The organism is Caballeronia telluris, from assembly GCF_001544495.1.
GTDB lineage: Bacteria > Pseudomonadota > Gammaproteobacteria > Burkholderiales > Burkholderiaceae > Caballeronia > Caballeronia telluris.
The window spans coordinates 67355-84584 of sequence record NZ_FCNZ02000020.1 but is presented as its reverse complement, the minus strand read 5'-3'; the positions used below and the strand labels follow the sequence as shown (position 1 = coordinate 84584).

Here is a 17230-nt window from a genome sequence, read left to right as displayed (position 1 = left end):
CCATGCCGAGGCGGCGGGCAAACGGTCCGGCCATCCACTCATAGAAGCTCGCGGGCGCTTTAGCGTCACGCCGGCGCCTTGAAGGAGCAAGAGATGAAGATCACCGGAGAAATGCTGATCGGCGCGAGCGCGCTGCGAGGCTCGGACGCCACGCTCCGGGCGTTCGACCCGGCCCGCAACACCGAACTGGAGCCCGCGTTCGGCGGCGGCGGAGCGGCGGAAGTGGCGCGCGCCTGCGAACTGGCGGAGGAAGCGTTCGACCCGTTTCGCCGCGCGTCGCTCGAAACCCGCGCGGAGTTTCTCGAAGCCATCGCGGACAACCTCCTCGCGCTCGGCGACGCGCTCATCGAGCGCGCGAGCGTCGAGTCCGCGCTGCCGAAGGCGCGCATCGAAGGCGAGCGCGCCCGCACGATCGGCCAGTTGAAGCTGTTTGCGTCGCTCGTGCGCGAGGGGCGCTGGATCGGCGCGACGCTCGATTCCGCGCAACCGGATCGCAAGCCGCTGCCGCGTCCGGATCTGCGTCTGCAAAAGATTCCGGTCGGGCCGGTCGCCGTGTTCGGCGCGAGCAACTTTCCGCTCGCGTTTTCGGTGGCGGGCGGCGACACGGCGTCGGCGTTCGCGGCGGGCTGTCCCGTCGTCGTGAAGGCGCATCCGGCGCATCTCGGCACCTCGGAACTCGTCGGGCGCGCCATCCAGAAAGCGGTCGCCGACAGTGGCCTGCCCGAAGGTGTGTTCTCGCTCGTCGTCGGCGCGGGCAACGCGATCGGCGAGGCGCTCGTCGCGCATCCGGCGATCCGCGCGGTCGGTTTCACCGGCTCGCGGCGCGGCGGCCTCGCGCTCATCGACATCGCCGCGAAACGCGCCGAGCCGATTCCCGTGTTCGCCGAAATGAGCAGTGTCAATCCGCTCTTCGCGCTGCCGGGCGCGCTCGCCGCGCGCGCGGACACGCTCGCCACCGGTTTCGTCGATTCCGTGACGCTCGGCGTCGGCCAGTTCTGCACGAATCCGGGTCTCGTGATCGCGCTGGAAGGGCCGCACCTGCAGGAGTTCATCGACGCCGCGTCGGCCGCGCTGGAGAAAAAGGGCGCGCAGACGATGCTGACGGCGGGCATCGCCGCCGCTTACGCGGACGGCGTGAAAGCGCGCGACAAGACCGGCATCGAGCGCGTGGCGACGGGCGCCAAGACCGACGCGTCGTGCGGCGCGCTGCCCGCGCTCTATCAGGCGAGCGCCGAGCAGTTTCTCGCGACGCCGCCGCTCGAAGACGAGATCTTCGGACCGACTTCGCTGATCGTCGTGTGCGCCGACGAGGACGAAATGCTCGCGGTCGCGCGTCATCTCGAAGGCCAGTTGACGGCGACGCTGCATCTCGAAAGCGACGACTTCGAGTTCGCGAAGCGCCTTTTGCCGATCCTCGAACGCAAGGTAGGGCGGATTCTCGCGAACGGCTTTCCGACGGGCGTCGAGGTGTCGTACGCGATGGTCCACGGCGGACCGTTCCCGGCGACCTCCGACAGCCGCTCGACCTCGGTCGGCGCGCTGGCGATCGAGCGGTTCCTGCGGCCGGTCTGCTATCAGGACCTGCCGGCGGCCTTGCTGCCGCAAGCGCTTTCCGACGACAATCCGCTCAACCTGTGGCGTCTGCGGGACGGCGAACTCGGGCCGAACTGACTTTCATAACCGCAAAGAGCGGGCGCCCGGCGCCCGCTTTTCATTTGAGGAGACGACATCATGATGGGCCAGGAACGCCGCTATCCCGATCCCGCCGTGCGCGTGCTCGATCCGCGCTTCAAGGCGCTCACGATCGCGTCGGCGTCGGTGGAGTGTCTTTATCAGGGCGCGCGCTGGTCGGAGGGGCCGGTCTGGTTCGGCGACGGCCGCTATCTCTTGTGGAGCGACATCCCGAACAACCGCATCCTGCGCTGGGACGAAGCGACGGGCGAAACCGGCACGTTCCGTCAGCCGTCGAACAATGCGAACGGCCACACGCGCGACCGCGAAGGACGGCTCGTCTCCTGCGAGCATCTGACGCGGCGCGTAACGCGCACCGAATACGACGGGTCGATCACCGTGCTCGCCGACCGCTTCGACGGCAAGCCGCTCAATTCACCGAACGACGTGGTCGTGAAATCCGACGGCTCGATCTGGTTCAGCGATCCGACCTTTGGCATCGACGGCTTCTACGAAGGCGAACGGGCCGAGCCGCAACTGAAGCCGGGCGTGTATCGCGTCGACGGGCAGAACGGCGAGGTGAGTTTGATGATCGACGACTTCGTCGGGCCGAACGGCCTCGCGTTTTCGCCGGACGAGTCGGTGCTGTATGTGGTCGAGTCGCGTTCGGTGCCGCGCAAGATCTACGCGTTCGATGTTGTCGACGGCGGACGGCGGCTCGCGAACCGGCGCGAGGCGATCGATGCCGGGCCGGGCACGCCGGACGGCTTTCGCGTCGACGTGCACGGCAATCTCTGGTGCGGCTGGGGCATGGGCACCGAGGAACTCGACGGCGTTCGGGTCTTCACGCCGCAAGGCGAGCCGATCGGACATATTGCGCTGCCCGAGCGGTGCGCGAACGTGTGCTTCGGCGGGCGGCATCGGAATCGGTTGTTCATGGCCGCGAGCCACGGGCTTTATGCGCTCTATGTCAATACGCAGGGCGTTCGGGGCGCGTAAGACGCTTCACGCTTCCAGCGCAAGCAGCGCAAACGTCGCGAGCCAATGCTCGCCCATGTAGTCCCCCGCGACGTGCGCGATGCCTAAAGCGAGATGCTCGTCGGCGGCGGCGTCGAGCAGCGCGATGCGCGCATCGCCCGCCGGCAGCGCCCGCGCGATCGACCGCTGGCACCACGCGCGGCTCAGGTTCAGCCCGTCGAGATGCGCGAGCTTGCCGTCGCTGCGGTCCGTGACGGTGGCCGGCACAAAGAGCGTCGCGGGCTCGCGCGCGGCGAGCTCCGGCAGGAACCGGTCGAACCAGCCGACGAATTCGTCCGCCGGCAGCACGCGCCGCATCAGTTCCGCCTCCATCAGCGCGGGCGACAGGAATTCGTCGCCGGCCGGCTCCCACGCCTGGCATGCCTCGTCGTGCAGATACCAGCGCTTCGCCGTATCGACGAGCAGCGTTTCGAACGCGCTATCGCGCATCTGCCGCGCATAGCCGATCGCCAGCGACAGCGCAAACGCCATGTTGAAGTGCGTCCCGACCCGCAGCGGATACGTCGATTTCGGCAGGAATTCGGTGAAGCGCGCGACGAACGCGTCGGCGAGCGGCTGCATCGTCGATGCCCAGCGCTTGCCCTCCGCGGACGACATCGACTGCAACTGGCGGGCAAGCGCAAGCAGCCACGCCCAGCCGTAGGGCCGCTCGAAGCCGCGCGCGGCCGGGCGCTCCAGATACGCGACTTCCCGCGCGACGTTCGCCTCGGTGAAGTGTTCGTCGATGACCGCGCGGATCGACGGCGCCTCGGGCAAGTGCGCAAAGCGCGCATAAAGCCGGGCGATCAGCCAGTAGCCGTGCACGCAGGAATGCCAGTCGTAGCTGCCATAGAAGACGGGATGCAGCGCGCGCGGGCTCTCTACGTCGGCGGCGCTCGCCATCACGTGATCGAGCTTGTTCGGATATTCGCGCGTCAGGTGTCCGAGCGCGACGCGCGCGAACTTCGACGCGAGCGCTTCGTCCAGTGCGATGGGGGATCGGGTGTTCATGGGCGTGTCGTCGTTCCGGAGAGAAGGAAGTGTCGCGCAAAATCTGAAGCCGACACTTTATCGACAAGAAGTCGATAAATAAGCAATAAATCGCCCGAATAGGGGTAATCACCTACCAATGGTTTCAATGCCCTTTGCCGCTATCGTCGTAAACTTCCGCCCGAACGCCAGCAGAGCGCCGACCCGGTCCTTTTCCGTCGACGACCGGCAACGACCGCGGCCCGTACCGCTATTCCAACATGCGACAAGGAACGAATACAGCATGACCGACCTTACCGTTTCACAGGCAGCAGACACCCGGCGGCGCGTCTTCGCGATCGTCGGCGCTTCGTCCGGGAATCTCGTCGAATGGTTCGACTTCTATATCTACTCGTTCCTCGCGCTGTACTTCTCGGCCGCGTTCTTCCCGAGCGGCAACGCCACCACCCAGTTGCTCAATACCGCCGGCGTGTTCGCGGCGGGCTTCCTGATGCGCCCGATCGGCGGCTGGCTCTTCGGCCGCATCGCCGACAAGCACGGCCGCCGCAACGCGATGATGATCTCCGTGCTGATGATGTGCGGCGGCTCGCTCGTGATCTGTTTCCTGCCGACCTACGCGACGATCGGCGCATGGGCGCCGTTCTTCCTGCTGCTCGCGCGTCTGTTCCAGGGTCTTTCGGTCGGCGGCGAATACGGCACGAGCGCGACCTATATGAGTGAAGTCGCGCTCAAGGGCCGGCGCGGCTTCTTCGCGTCGTTCCAGTATGTGACGCTGATCGGCGGACAGCTCGCCGCGCTGCTGGTTCTGGTCGTGCTGCAACTGTTCCTCTCGACGGAAGAGCTGAAGGCGTGGGGCTGGCGCATTCCGTTCTTCATCGGCGCGTGCGCGGCCCTGGTCTCGCTCTACCTGCGCAAGTCGCTCGACGAGACGACGACCGCCGAGACGCGCCAGCGCAAGGAAGCCGGCACGCTGCGCGGCCTGATGTTGCACAAGCGCGCGTTCCTGACGGTGGTCGGCTTCACGGCGGGCGGCTCGCTCATCTTCTACACGTTCACGACCTACATGCAGAAGTACCTCGTGAACACGGCCGGCATGCCCGCGAAGACCGCCAGCAACGTGATGACCGCGGCGCTCTTCGTCTACATGATCATGCAGCCGCTCTTCGGCGCGCTGTCGGACCGCATTGGGCGCCGCACCTCGATGCTCTTCTTCGGCGGCCTGGCGACCATCGGCACGGTGCCGCTCCTGCACGCGCTCAAGGACGTGAAGAGCCCGGTGACGGCGTTCGTGCTCGTGATCGTCGCGCTCGCGATCGTCAGCTTCTATACGTCGATCAGCGGCCTCATCAAGGCGGAAATGTTCCCGCCGGAAGTGCGCGCGCTGGGCGTCGGGCTCTCGTATGCGGTGGCGAACGCGGTGTTCGGCGGATCGGCGGAATACGTGGCGCTCTACATGAAATCGATCGGCAGCGAATCGACGTTCTACTGGTACGTCACGGTCCTGTGCTTCATCTCGTTCCTCGTGTCGTTCTGGATGCGCGATCCGAGCAAGGAAGGGTATTTGCGTAACGAACCCTGATGGCGGATTCGTCCGCTTGCATCGACAACGCACGGCCTTCGCGCCGTGCGTTGTCGTTTTTATGCGGTGCGCACGGGGCTTCGCGCAACGCGGACGTTGTTGCCGCGACAGGAAAGGCGGATGATCTCCGCAACATCGTGAGCGGGCGCGTGCGCGATGACGGTAAGATTGTGCTGTAAACGCCAGCGGCGCGCGGGCCCGACCTGGACACGGATGTGCGCGGCTTCGCCCATCGGGCGATCCCGCGGATTGCACCTGCAAGTGTCCGTCTGCTTGGAGACTAGCCCATGGAAGATTTCGACGAATCGCTGTATCACGTGTGGAAGGCGAACCTGGACATGCTGACCGGATCGGCGGGCGGTGCGTCGCGGCTTGCGCGGATGATGACCTTTTCGCCGTCGCACATGAAGCTGATCGTGGCGGGCCGGCGCGATTTCAGCGAGGAATTCGTGCGCGGCGTGGAAACGGTGATGGGCCTGCCGCCGCACTGGATGGACCAGCGCCACGGCCCCGCCGACGTTCCCGCCGCCGCCCAGCGCGCCATGGACGAGGAAACGCCCGTCGCGGTGTTTCGCGGCACCGCTCACCCGGCGCCGAAGCGCCCGGTGCTGCGCGGCCCGGAACCGCTCCTGTCGCAGACGGAAGCGACGCGCCGTATCGCCGATCAGGCGTTGCAACAGGCGGAAACGCATCGAAGGGATCTGGTGTTCCGGCGCAACCGCGAACTGCTCGTGCAGGATTTGCGGCGCGTGGAGCGGCAACTGACGCTCGTCCAGCTCGACAACATGACGCCCAAGGCGGAAGAACTGCTCGCCTCCGAACGCCTTTCCGATGCCGCCCGCGCCGATCTCTCCGGCCGTCTCGAACAGATCGACAAGCACAAGAAACTGCTGCTTCAGCACGTCGAGAAACTGGCGGCGCTGCTGTCCGGTCTCGACGACGGCTGAAAGCGGCTTATCGCTCGGCGGGTTTGTCTTTGCGCTCCGGATGAACCGCGATCGGATCGCTTGCCGGAAAGGTTTCTTCCAGCGCTTCGTCCAGAAGATCGTCGTCGGTGGGCGGCGCGTCGGATGCGGGCGCCTCGTTCGGTGGACCAGCGTGATTCGGCTTCGTCATGATGCGCTCCTCTGAAGATCCGGAACTTTCACTATAGCAGCGCCTTCTCGCGCCCGCAGTCGACGTGCGGGCGCTATCCCGCGCGCCGGTAGTCGGCGGGCCGCACGCCCGTCCACTTGCGAAACGCGCGGCGAAACGCGCTCGGTTCGGCAAAGCCGAGCGCATCGGCGATCTCGGCGATGGTTTCGCTCGTATCCGCGAGACGCGAGATCGCGAGGTCCCGCCGCAAGTCGTCCTTGATCGCCTGATAGGTCACGCCTTCCTGCTTCAGATGACGCCTGAGCGTGGCCTCGGCCATGTTCAGCGCGGCCGCGACGCGGTCGCTGTCGGGCCAGTCGGCTGGCGGAAGCTGGCGCAGGCGGCGCCGCACGCGGGCCGCGAGCGAATCGGGATTGCGGTACTTGACGAGGAAGTTCGCGGGCGCTTCGCGCAGGAACGTCTTCAGCGACGCCACCGTCTGCACGACCGGCAGCCGGGCGCATTCCGGCGCGAGGTCGACATAGGATCGCGGCTCGTCGAAGACGAGGTCGTCGCAGAACATCAGGCGGTATTCGTCGCTCGCGGCCGGCTCCGGGCAGCGCAGATGCGCCGAAAGCACCGGAATGCGCCGCCCGACCAGCCAGCACAACAAACCGTAGATCAGGATGAACGCGGTCGCATACGCGAACATGCTTTTCGGCTCGTCGCGGTCGATCAGGCGAATGCGCACGCGAGTCGCGTCGATGTCGAGTTCGAAGGCGAGGTCGTCGAGCACGAGGCGCAGGAAGTTCGCGATGCGCGAAAGCGCCTGCGCACCGTCGCGCGAACTGAGCGACGCGTGGCTCAGCAGCACGAAACTGCCGCGCCGCATCGGGTGGCGGTCCTGGCCGAAGAATTCGTCGTCGAGCGCATCGGCGATGGCGTTCCACAGCTTGCCGTATTGTGCCGGCGACACGCGCGCGCGCGGCGACGCCAGCGTGGCCGGCGCAATGTCGGCGGCGGCGAGCAGCGACTCGCGCTCTACACCGCGCGCCTCGGCGCATCGCAACGCCTCGGCGACGAGGCGCACCGAAATCGATCCGCGTTCACGCGCGGGCTTGTGGGTTGGGGTTGTCACTAGGTGGCGAAAGGGTGGCGAAAGCGCTCAGATAGCATGATCGTTTTGGGCATCGGCTAACGCGCCGCGATTGCCTAGACTCGTTCGCACGAGCGTCGCCGCGCGGTCCCGCCGACAGTGGGGCAAAAGTGTAAACCATCGACCTCCGGCGCCTTCACCTCTTTAGCGAGCCCTCCATGATCGACAGTTTTCTCACCGAAGAGCAGCGCATGATCCGCGACGCCGCTCGCGAATTCGCAAGCGAAGTGCTCGCGCCAAACGCGGCTCAATGGGACCGCGACAAGAAGATTCCCGATTCGGTCGTCCGCCAGATGGGCGAACTCGGCCTGCTCGGCATGATCGTGCCGGCGGAACTCGGCGGCACCTACAGCGACTACACCGCCTACGCGCTCGCGATGGAAGAGATCGCGGCGGGCTGCGCCTCGTGCGCGACGCTGATGAGCGTGCACAACTCGGTCGGCTGCGGGCCGATCCTCAAATTCGGCACCGACGCGCAAAAAGCCGAGTATCTGCCGACGCTCGCGAGCGGCGAGGTGATCGGCGCGTTCTGCCTGACGGAGCCGCAGGCGGGATCGGAGGCGAACAACCTGCGCACGCGCGCGATCGAGCGCGACGGCAAGTGGGTCATCTCCGGCAGCAAGCAGTTCGTGACGAACGGCGCGCGCGCGGGGCTGGCAATCGTGTTCGCCGTCACGGACCCGGAACTCGGCAAGAAGGGCATTTCAGCGTTCATCGTGCCGACCGGCACGCCCGGCTTCAACGTCGGTCCGCCGGAGCACAAACTCGGCATCCGCGCGTCGGATACGTGCCCGATCACCTTCGACGACTGCGCGATCCCCGCCGCGAACCTGCTTGGCGCGCGCGGCGAGGGCTTAAAGATCGCGCTGTCGAATCTGGAGGGCGGACGCATCGGCATCGCGGCGCAGGCGCTCGGCATCGCGCGCGCGGCGTTCGATGCGGCGCGCGCCTATTCGCACGAGCGCGTGCAGTTCGGCCGGCCGATCCACGAGCATCAGTCTGTCGCGAACATGCTCGCCGACATGCACACGCAACTGAACGCCGCGCGCTTGCTCGTGCTGCACGCGGCGCGCATGCGCACCGAGGGCATTGCGTGTCTGTCGGAGGCGTCGCAGGCGAAGCTCTATGCGTCGGAGATGGCCGAGCGCGTCTGTTCGGACGCGATCCAGATCCACGGCGGCTATGGGTTCCTGGAGGACTATCCGGTCGCGCGGCATTATCGCGATGCGCGCATCACGCAGATTTATGAGGGCACGAGCGAAGTGCAAAGGATGGTGATCGCGCGGCAACTGTAGGCATGAATTTATACAAAAAACTGGAGACAAGATGACCTCGGCCGACGCCTTTATCGACGCAAGAGACTTCCTGCTGCGCCACCGCACCGACTACGACACCGCCTACCGCGACTTCCGATGGCCGGTGCTCGATCGATTCAACTGGGCACTCGATTATTTCGATCCGATGGCAGAAGGCAACGACGCGCCGGCGCTCGCGATCGTCGACGAAAGCGGTGATGAGACGCGCTATTCGTTCGCGCAGATGAGCGAGCGCTCGGCGCGCGTCGCGAATCATCTGCGCGGTCTGGGCGTCGCGCGCGGCGACCGGATTCTGCTGATGCTGCCCAATCGCGTCGAACTGTGGGACACGATGCTCGGCGCGATGAAGCTCGGCGCGGTCGTGCTGCCCGCGACCACGCAACTCGCCAGCGCCGATCTGCGTGACCGTATCGCACTAGGACGCGTGCAGCACGTGATCGTCGATGGCAACGAATTGCCGAAGTTCGACGACGTCGACGTGCCGTCGCTACGCATCGCCGTGGGCGGAATACGCGGAGGCTGGCTCGACTTCGATGCAGCGTATAAAGCGTCGCCGGCGTTTGTTGCGGATGCCGAAACGAACGCCGTCGATCCGTACTTGCTGTACTTCACCTCGGGCACGACGTCGAAGCCGAAGCTCGTCGCGCATACGCATCAGAGCTACCCGGTCGGCCACCTGTCGACGATGTACTGGATCGGCCTGCAACCCGGCGACGTCCACTGGAATATCAGTTCGCCCGGCTGGGCGAAGCACGCGTGGAGCTGCTTTTTCGCGCCGTGGAACGCGCGCGCGTGCGTGTTCATCTACAACTTCAGCCGCTTCGACGCCGCGAAGACGCTCGACATCCTCGTGCGCCACGAAGTCAGCACGCTCTGCGCGCCGCCGACCGTCTGGCGCATGCTCGTGCAGGAACCGCTCGCGTCGTATGAGGTGAAGCTGCGCGAGATCGTCGGCGCGGGCGAGCCGTTGAATCCCGAAGTGGTCGAGCGCGTGCAGGCGGCGTGGGGCGTGCCGATCCGCGATGGCTACGGCCAGACCGAAACCACCGCGCAGATCGCGAACACGCCGGGACAGCGCGTCGTGCCCGGATCGATGGGCCGGCCGCTGCCCGGTTATCGCGTGACGCTGCTCGATCCCGACGGCCATCCCGCCGACGAGGGCGAGATCGCGCTGCCCGTCGACGAGCCGCCGCTCGGCCTGATGACGGGTTACGCCGACAATCCCGCCGCCACCGCGAACGCGATGCGCGACGGCCACTACCGCACGTCGGACGTTGCCGCGCGCACGCCGGACGGCTATTTCACCTACATCGGCCGCGCGGACGACGTGTTCAAGTCGTCCGACTACCGGTTGAGCCCGTTCGAACTCGAAAGCGTGCTGATCGAGCATGAAGCGATCGCGGAAGCGGCGGTCGTGCCGAGTCCCGACGCGCTGCGGCTGTCGGTGCCGAAGGCGTTCGTCACGGTGCGGCACGGCTTCACGATCGGACCGGACGTCGCGCGCAGCGTCTTCGCGTTTTCGCGCGAACGGCTCGCGCCCTACAAGCGCATCCGGCGCATCGAGTTCGCGGAATTGCCCAAGACGATTTCCGGGAAAATCCGCCGCGTGGAACTGCGGCGCCAGGAAGCGGCGCGCGTCGAAGGCGCGGCGCGGGGCGAATTCGAATTCTGGGAAGAAGACTTCCCCGAACTGCGTCAGAACGCAAAAGCCGAATAAGGAATCTTGAACGAATGAGCACACAGAACGTGGTGCAGGACGAGCCGGAAATCGGCTTCGAGATCGTCAATCGCGTGGCCGTCGTCACGCTGAACCGGCCGCGCGCGCTGAACGCGCTGTCGCACGACATGATCCGTTTGCTGACCGAAGCCTTCGAACGCTGCCAGAGCGACGACGCGATCGCCGCCGTCGTGCTGCGCGGCGCGGGCGAAAAGGCGTTTTGCGCGGGCGGCGACATCCGCGCGCTCTACGATTCGGCGCGCAACGACACCGCGCGCGAGACGCCGTGGCTGCGCTTTTTCGTCGACGAATACCGGCTCGACTACGCGATCCATCATTTTCCGAAGCCGGTCGTCGCGCTGATGGACGGCATCGTGATGGGCGGCGGCATGGGGCTCGCGCAGGGCGCTGCGTTGCGCGTCGTCACCGAGCGCACGAAGATGGCGATGCCCGAGACGCGCATCGGCATGCTGCCCGACGTCGGCGCGACGCATTTCATGCGCCGGATGCCGCTCGACGTCGAACTGTACGCGGGGCTGACGGGCGCGATGCTCTCGGGCGCGGATGCGCTCGCGTACGGTCTCGCGGATGTCTGCGTGCCGTCGGCGTGGCTGCACGGTTTCGCCGCGCGGCTCGACGCGCTGCGCTGGGACGCATCGGAAAGCGCGCTCGACGGATTGCGCCGCGTGTTCGTGCCGCCCGCGAACGTCGAACGCGACGCGCCGCTCGAAGCGCATCGCGCGCAGATCAGGCGCTATTTCGGCGCGGCGGGCGGCGTCGAGCGCATCGTCGAGGGGTTGCGGCAGGCGAGCGCGTCGGAATGGATAGACGCTACGCTCGGCGCGCTCACGAGTCACTCGCCGACGATGCTCGAAGTCACGTATCACGCGCTGTTGCGCGGCCGCCAGATGACGCTCGCCGACTGCTTCCGGATGGAACTCGGCATCGTGTACCGCACGATCCGCGACGGCGATTTTTGCGAAGGCGTGCGCGCGCTGATCGTCGACCGTGACCAGCGGCCGCGCTGGGCGCCCGCGACGCTCGCGGAAGTGCGCGCGGAACGCTTGCAGCACGTCCTCGCTTCACCGTGGCGGCGCGACACGCATCCGCTCGCGGACTTAGGCGCAATCGACTGAAGAAATTCGCAAGCAAATGTAAACGGGACGAACCGCGGATTGGTCCTCCGGTCGAACGGGCATTCGATCGTTCAACGGACAAATCAAGGGAGATTCCTACTATGGCGAAGCGTTCATCCTGGATCGCAATGCTGATTGCGGGCGCGCTGATCGCGCCCGCGGCCTCGCAGGCGCAACTCAACCTCCAGCAGTTCGGCTTCGGCGGCAACAAGGCGGAGCCGGCAGCGAACGGGGCGAACGGGACGGCGCAGCCGTCCGCGCTCAATTCGCTCGTGCAGAACTATCTGGGCGCGAACCAGCAGGTGCTCGCGGGCCAGTCGGGCCTTGCTTCGTCGATGGGCATGACGGGCGTCGCGAGCCAGGCGCAATCGGCGGCGGGAATGCTCGCGAACGCGGCGGGCGGTTCAGGCGCGACGGGCGCGCTGCCGAGCGCGAGCATGCTGTCGCAACTCGGCGGGACGCAGCAGACCGTGTCGCAGTCGCTGATGCAGGCGTTCGCGGGCGGATCGGCGGCGCCTGCGGCCGGCAGCGTGAACAAGCAGGCGTTCAGCGACGGCCTCGCGTCGCTCGGCAAGGGCGTGAGCCAGTATGCGGGGCTGCAATCCGATCTCGGCGCGGTGAGCAATACGATGAGCCTGACGTCGCTCGTGCAGGCGGGTTCGAATCCGGCGACGGCGCAGGCCGCGACCTATATCGCGCAATCGGCGCCGGGGCAGTTTCAGTCGCTCGTCGCGACGCTGTCGCAGGCCGTGCAGTACGCGAAGGCGAATGGCATCGCGGTGCCGGGCAGCGCGGCTTCGGCGCTTAGCATGGTGCGATAAGCGCCCGACGCGGGGCGTCGACTGTGCGCGGACGTAAAAAAACGGCGAAACCCGCAGGGTTTCGCCGTTTTTCGTGTGCTTCGCGTCCCGGAAACGCTCACCGACGCATCGATGCCAGCAGAGGCAGCGACATGGGCGCGCGGCCGAGCCCGGTGGGCGCGCCAATCGCCGGCGCCGGCAACGACAGCAACGGCGCAATGCGCGGCATCGCGGTGACTTCGGCGTCGGCTTTGGCTACATAAAGCGATTCGGCCGTCTCCTCGTCCGCGTCCGGCTGCGCCGCCGTGTCGCGCGACGCTTCGCCGCGCAGCACCGGCCGGACGTCGACGGTGCGGCTGCGCACCTCGTAACCGGCGCTGCGAATGATCTGTTCGCGCGATTTCCAGAACCGCCTGGCCGATGCCGTCATGGGCCACGTCGCGACGTATTCGAACACGATGCCGTAGCCGCGCACCTCCGGGTAGGCGGCCAGCAGCTGGCCGGAGCGAATGTACTGTGTGTACCGATCGATTTTCTTCGTCAGCAAGGCGAAATGCGTGCTTTCGTCGTCCCAGTCAAGATCGTCGAAGATCCCGACGTAGACGTGCCTGAAAAGAATATTGACGCCGATGTAATCGATGGAGTCCACGTCGTGCAAAGACATGGCGATTCTCCCGCGCCCGCGAACGGGCAAATAAGCAAGGCGCGTATTGTAATGGACTACGCCATCCTAAATATGCCGCGCGGGCGTGAATGCAACATCTCGTTAAGCGCTTGAATCGATTCGGGAAACGATCCATGGGATAACTCTTAAATCCGCTCGGTAGATTGCAAAACTTGACGTCGAGTTTGCGATTCGATCCCTTGTTCCGAGCCGATTCGCCTGTTAGGGATCGGCGCTTCATGCGTCACGCGGATGGCGGGGCGGACTCGCGGCGTCGTTCGCCCCGAGCGCCGCCGGGGAAGAAACCGGCTGGCCGATCGCCGGCTCGACTTGCGGGAGCGGCGGCTGCTCGTTGATCCACGCGTTGAGGATCGTCGAGGTGACCGCGAGGATCACCGGCCCGATGAACAGCCCGACGATGCCGAACGCGAACATGCCGCCGAGCACGCCCGAGAGGATCAGCAGCATCGAGAGGTTCACGCCGCGCTTGATGAGCAGCGGGCGCAGCACGTTGTCGAGCATCGCGATCATGATCGACCAGATCAGCAGCAGGATCGCGGCCACGTGCGCGTCGTGCCAGAAGAGCCACGCGACGCTGCCGAGCAGCGGCAGGAGCGGCCCGATCTGCGCGAGGCAGAACATCAGCATCAAGGCCGTGAGAATGCCCGCCGCCGGCACGCCCGCGATCCACAGCCCGATGCCGCCGAGCGCCGACTGCGTCACCGCCGTCACGACGATGCCGAGCGCCACCGCGCGGATCGACAGCCCGGCGAGCTTGACGGCTTCGGCGCCGCGCTGCGCGGCAATGCGCGTGGCGAAACGCGTGATGAAGTGGCCGGCGTGTTCGCCCTGCATATACAGAATGCCCGCGATGATCACGGTAATGAACATGTGAATGACGAACACGCCGACGACGGCCGCATGCTGCAGCATCCAGCGCGCGGCGATCGTCACGTAGGGTTCAATCTTGGCGAGCAGGCCGCCGGGGCCGGCGTCGGAGAGCGTCTGCCATTCGTGCGCGATGCGCGCGCCGGCGAGCGGCACTTCGTGGATCCAGCCCGGCGGCGGCGGCAGCGCGTAGGCGGGCAGGCCCTTGATGGCCGCCATGATCTCGCCGCCATGCAGCGCGAGCGTCGAGATCGCCTGATAGAGCGGCAGCACGATCACGATCAGCAGCATGAGCAGCATGATCGTGGTGGCGATCCAGCGGCGGTTGCCGCAGCGGCGCTGGATCGCTTTCATCATCGGCCAGGTGGCGACGACGATGGTGGTCGCCCAGATGAGGCCCGGCAGGAACGGCCGCAGGACGTAGAGGCTGCCGATCGTCAGCGCGGAGAGAATCACGATGACGAGCAGGATGCGGGCGATGTCGACGGGCTGGCGGGGATTCAATTTGGATACCTTCAAGGACGGCGCTGCATTGTGCCGTACCCGATGCGCGCTTTGCGTGAAATGCGGCGAATCAGGCGTCGGCGCTTCCAATCCATACTACTAAAAATCGGGGGAAATGCATGGCAACCAACAGGTGCCTTACGCTTGCGCGTTTTTGTGCGCCTATCGGTCCGAGTATTAACTACGTCTGGAAAAGCTGGTTCAAATTGCCTATTCTCTAACGCGAGTCTCGCGCGATCCTGGAAAATTGCCGCGCACTCGACACACCGCCGCACCGCCGCACCGCCGTCGCATACCGTCGTCAGACCGAAGTAAAACAATAGCGATCGGGAGACTGTCATGGCCGGGTTCCGCACTACACTTTTCCCCCTGTTCCTCTGCGGCGCCTGCGCCGGCGCCGGCAGCCTGATCTGGACCACGCCCGCGCGGGCCGCCGACGAAATACAGAACACGGCGACCACGCAAGCCGCGCCGATGCCCGACATGCTACGCCCGATCACGCAGCGGCAACTCGATGCCGCCGCGAGCGACGCGTCGTCGTGGCTGCACTCGAACGGCTCCTACGCCGAGACGCGCTACGCGCCCGCCTCGCAGATCAACACAACCAACGTCGCGAAGCTGCGGCCCGCGTTCATCTTCCAGACCGCGGTGATGGAATCGATGGAGACGGCGCCGATCGTCTCGAATGGCGTGATGTTCCTGACGACGTCGTACAACCACGTCTACGCGATCGACGCCGTCACCGGCAAGGAATTCTGGCATTACAAGCACAAGATGGGGCCCGTCACGACCTTCTGCTGCGGCCCGAACAACCGCGGCGTCGCGATTCTCGGCGACCGGCTCTACATGGGCACGCTCGATTCGAAGCTCGTCGCGCTCGATGCGAAGACGGGGAAGGTCCTCTGGCAGACGCAGATCGCGGACCCCGAACTCGGCTACTCGGAGACGATGGCGCCCGTCGTCGTCGACGACAAGGTGCTGATCGGCACGAACGGCGGCGAGTACGGCATTCGCGGTTTCGTGAAGGCGTTCGATGCGAACTCCGGCCAGTTGCTCTGGACCTTCTACACGATTCCCGAAACGGGCCACGAAGGCGTCTGGGCCGAAAACGACGCCGCCGGCCGCAACATGAAGCGCGACATCGCGGCGGAGAAACAGCAGCTCGCCTCGAAGGGCGGCGACTTCTACAAGACGCTCGGCGGCGGCGTATGGATGGCGCCCGCGGTCGACCGGCAGACGCATACCGTGTACTTCGTGGTCGGCAATCCGTCGCCGGACCTGCATGGCGCGATTCGTCCCGGCGACAATCTCTATACCGATTCGCTCGTCGCCATCGATCTCGACAGCGGCAAGTACAAGTGGCACTACCAGTACGTCGCGCACGACGTGTGGGATCTCGACGCGGTGAGCCCGCCGATCTTGGTCGACGTGCGCGACAAGAACGGCCAGACGATTCCCGGCATCATTCACGGCGGCAAGACGGGCTTCGTCTACGTGCACGACCGCCGCGACGGGCGGCTGATCCGCGTGTCGGAGGCGATGATCCCGCAGGAGGGCGTCTGGACCCTGCCGACGGCGAACGGCGCGCGGATGCTGCCGGGCGCGAACGGCGGCGTCGAATGGTCGCCGATGGCGTTCAGCCCGAAGACGCGCATGGCCTATGCGGCGAACCTGCATCAGCCGATGACGTATCAGGTCGAAAGCGTCGACTATCCCGGCGGCAAGCTGTGGCTCGGCGGCGCGTTCAAGACGATTCCGTCCGAAGAGCAGTGGGGCCGGCTCGTCGCCGTGAACGTCGATACGGGCAAGATCGCGTGGGGCGTCAAGACGGAACAGCCGCTGATCGGCGGCGTCCTCGCGACCGCGGGCGGGCTCGTGTTCAACGGCGAGGGCAACGGCCTCTTTCGCGCCTTCGATGCCGCGACCGGCAAGACGCTCTGGGAGTACCAGTGCGGCGCGGGCGTGAATGCGCCAGCGGTGTCCTACACGGTGCGCGGCAAGCAGTACATCGCGGTGGCGGCGGGCGGCAACACCCAGCTCGACTTCAAGCGCGGCAACGCGCTCGTCGTGTTTGCGCTGCCCTGAGCCAGCGTTGACCTTGCGTCCGAAGCGATTGCCTTCTGCCGGTGCGCGCGCGCTCGCGTGCATGTTTGCGTGCGTGCTCGCCGCCGCGTGCCTCGCGCTGCCTGCCGCCGCGCGCGCCGACGCCGAGGCGGGCAAGGCGAAGGCCGTGGTCTGCGCGGCGTGCCACGGTCCCGAGGGTCATTCGACGAATCCCGAGTATCCGGTCCTCGCCGGGCAGACCGCGCGCTATCTCTACCTCGAATTGCGCGACTTCAAGGCCGGACGGCGCAGCGATCCGCGCATGAGCCCGATGGCCGCGAACCTCTCGCCCGACGACATGCACGATCTCGCCGACTACTTCGCCGCGCAACCGCCCGCAACGATCGCGTTCAAGGCCGATTCGGTGAAAGTCGACGCGGGTCGCAAGAAGTCGGAGGAAGTGCTGTGCACGATGTGTCATCTCGGCGGCTTCTCGGGGCAGAACGAGATTCCGCGTATCGCAGGCCAGCACTATCAGTACATCGTGAAGCAACTGGAGGACTTCCGCGCGCGGCGGCGCACCAACGACGCGGGCAGCATGACGAGCGTCACCAAGACGCTTTCGGACAGCGACATCGAAAACCTGGCGAACTACATTGCCAATATCCAGTGACT

15 protein-coding genes are annotated in these 17230 nt (G+C 66.1%); 10 read left to right on the top strand and 5 right to left on the bottom strand.

All coding sequences use genetic code 11. The annotated features are described in order from the left end of the window. Positions 1–93 precede the first annotated feature (93 nt). Together AWB66_RS23320 and AWB66_RS23315 are read left to right on the top strand one after the other, a co-directional pair. A complete protein-coding gene (locus AWB66_RS23320; RefSeq protein ID WP_087632472.1) occupies positions 94–1671 on the top strand; it encodes an aldehyde dehydrogenase (NADP(+)) in 1578 nt (525 codons plus the stop codon). Between the two features lie 60 nt (positions 1672–1731). After that, positions 1732–2670, top strand: coding sequence for an SMP-30/gluconolactonase/LRE family protein (locus AWB66_RS23315; RefSeq protein WP_087632471.1), 939 nt, complete (start codon positions 1732–1734; stop codon positions 2668–2670). Between the two features lie 6 nt (positions 2671–2676). Here AWB66_RS23315 and AWB66_RS23310 read toward each other — a convergent pair whose 3' ends face one another. Continuing rightward, the gene (locus AWB66_RS23310) at positions 2677–3699 is read right to left on the bottom strand and encodes a DUF2891 domain-containing protein (protein WP_087632470.1); all 1023 of its coding nucleotides are present in this window, start codon (positions 3697–3699) and stop codon (positions 2677–2679) included. Between the two features lie 262 nt (positions 3700–3961). Here AWB66_RS23310 and AWB66_RS23305 point away from each other — a divergent pair, with 262 nt between their 5' ends. Next, positions 3962–5257, top strand: a complete 1296-nt coding sequence (locus AWB66_RS23305) for an MFS family transporter (protein ID WP_087632469.1) — start codon at positions 3962–3964, stop codon at positions 5255–5257. Positions 5258–5544: 287 nt separating this feature from the next. Next, entirely contained in the window at positions 5545–6204 is a 660-nt protein-coding gene (locus AWB66_RS23295) for a hypothetical protein (RefSeq protein ID WP_087632467.1), read from the top strand. Between the two features lie 7 nt (positions 6205–6211). On the opposite strand, the gene AWB66_RS34075 is transcribed toward AWB66_RS23295, so the two are convergent. After that, on the bottom strand, positions 6212–6373 hold the full coding sequence (locus AWB66_RS34075; RefSeq protein WP_200819047.1) for a hypothetical protein: 162 nt from the start codon (positions 6371–6373) through the stop codon (positions 6212–6214). Between the two features lie 73 nt (positions 6374–6446). Then, a complete protein-coding gene (locus AWB66_RS23290; RefSeq protein ID WP_087632466.1) occupies positions 6447–7469 on the bottom strand; it encodes an AraC family transcriptional regulator in 1023 nt (340 codons plus the stop codon). A 179-nt stretch (positions 7470–7648) separates the two neighbouring features. On the opposite strand from AWB66_RS23290, the gene AWB66_RS23285 reads away from it, so the two are divergent. From AWB66_RS23285 to AWB66_RS23270, 4 genes are all read left to right on the top strand, one after another. After that, a complete protein-coding gene (locus tag AWB66_RS23285) occupies positions 7649–8782 on the top strand; it encodes an acyl-CoA dehydrogenase family protein (protein WP_087632503.1) in 1134 nt (377 codons plus the stop codon). 31 nt (positions 8783–8813) lie between these two features. Then, positions 8814–10520: an AMP-binding protein gene (locus tag AWB66_RS23280; RefSeq protein WP_087632465.1), complete on the top strand. Its 1707-nt coding sequence runs from the start codon at positions 8814–8816 to the stop codon at positions 10518–10520. A gap of 14 nt (positions 10521–10534) precedes the next feature. After that, positions 10535–11656, top strand: coding sequence for an enoyl-CoA hydratase/isomerase family protein (locus AWB66_RS23275; protein WP_087632464.1), 1122 nt, complete (start codon positions 10535–10537; stop codon positions 11654–11656). Positions 11657–11757: 101 nt separating this feature from the next. Next, positions 11758–12477 carry a hypothetical protein gene (locus AWB66_RS23270; protein ID WP_087632463.1) on the top strand — a complete coding sequence of 240 codons (720 nt, stop codon included), beginning with the start codon at positions 11758–11760 and terminating at the stop codon, positions 12475–12477. A 97-nt stretch (positions 12478–12574) separates the two neighbouring features. On the opposite strand, the gene AWB66_RS23265 is transcribed toward AWB66_RS23270, so the two are convergent. Further along, positions 12575–13120 carry a DUF6572 domain-containing protein gene (locus AWB66_RS23265; RefSeq protein WP_087632462.1) on the bottom strand — a complete coding sequence of 182 codons (546 nt, stop codon included), beginning with the start codon at positions 13118–13120 and terminating at the stop codon, positions 12575–12577. 237 nt (positions 13121–13357) lie between these two features. Next, the gene (ydiK, locus tag AWB66_RS23260; RefSeq protein ID WP_087632502.1) at positions 13358–14512 is read right to left on the bottom strand and encodes an AI-2E family transporter YdiK; all 1155 of its coding nucleotides are present in this window, start codon (positions 14510–14512) and stop codon (positions 13358–13360) included. 339 nt (positions 14513–14851) lie between these two features. On the opposite strand from ydiK, the gene AWB66_RS23255 reads away from it, so the two are divergent. Both AWB66_RS23255 and AWB66_RS23250 read left to right on the top strand, forming a co-directional pair. Then, on the top strand, positions 14852–16597 hold the full coding sequence (locus AWB66_RS23255; protein WP_087632461.1) for a pyrroloquinoline quinone-dependent dehydrogenase: 1746 nt from the start codon (positions 14852–14854) through the stop codon (positions 16595–16597). A 61-nt stretch (positions 16598–16658) separates the two neighbouring features. Continuing rightward, positions 16659–17228: a c-type cytochrome gene (locus tag AWB66_RS23250; protein WP_087632460.1), complete on the top strand. Its 570-nt coding sequence runs from the start codon at positions 16659–16661 to the stop codon at positions 17226–17228. The last annotated feature ends 2 nt before the right edge of the window (positions 17229–17230 follow it).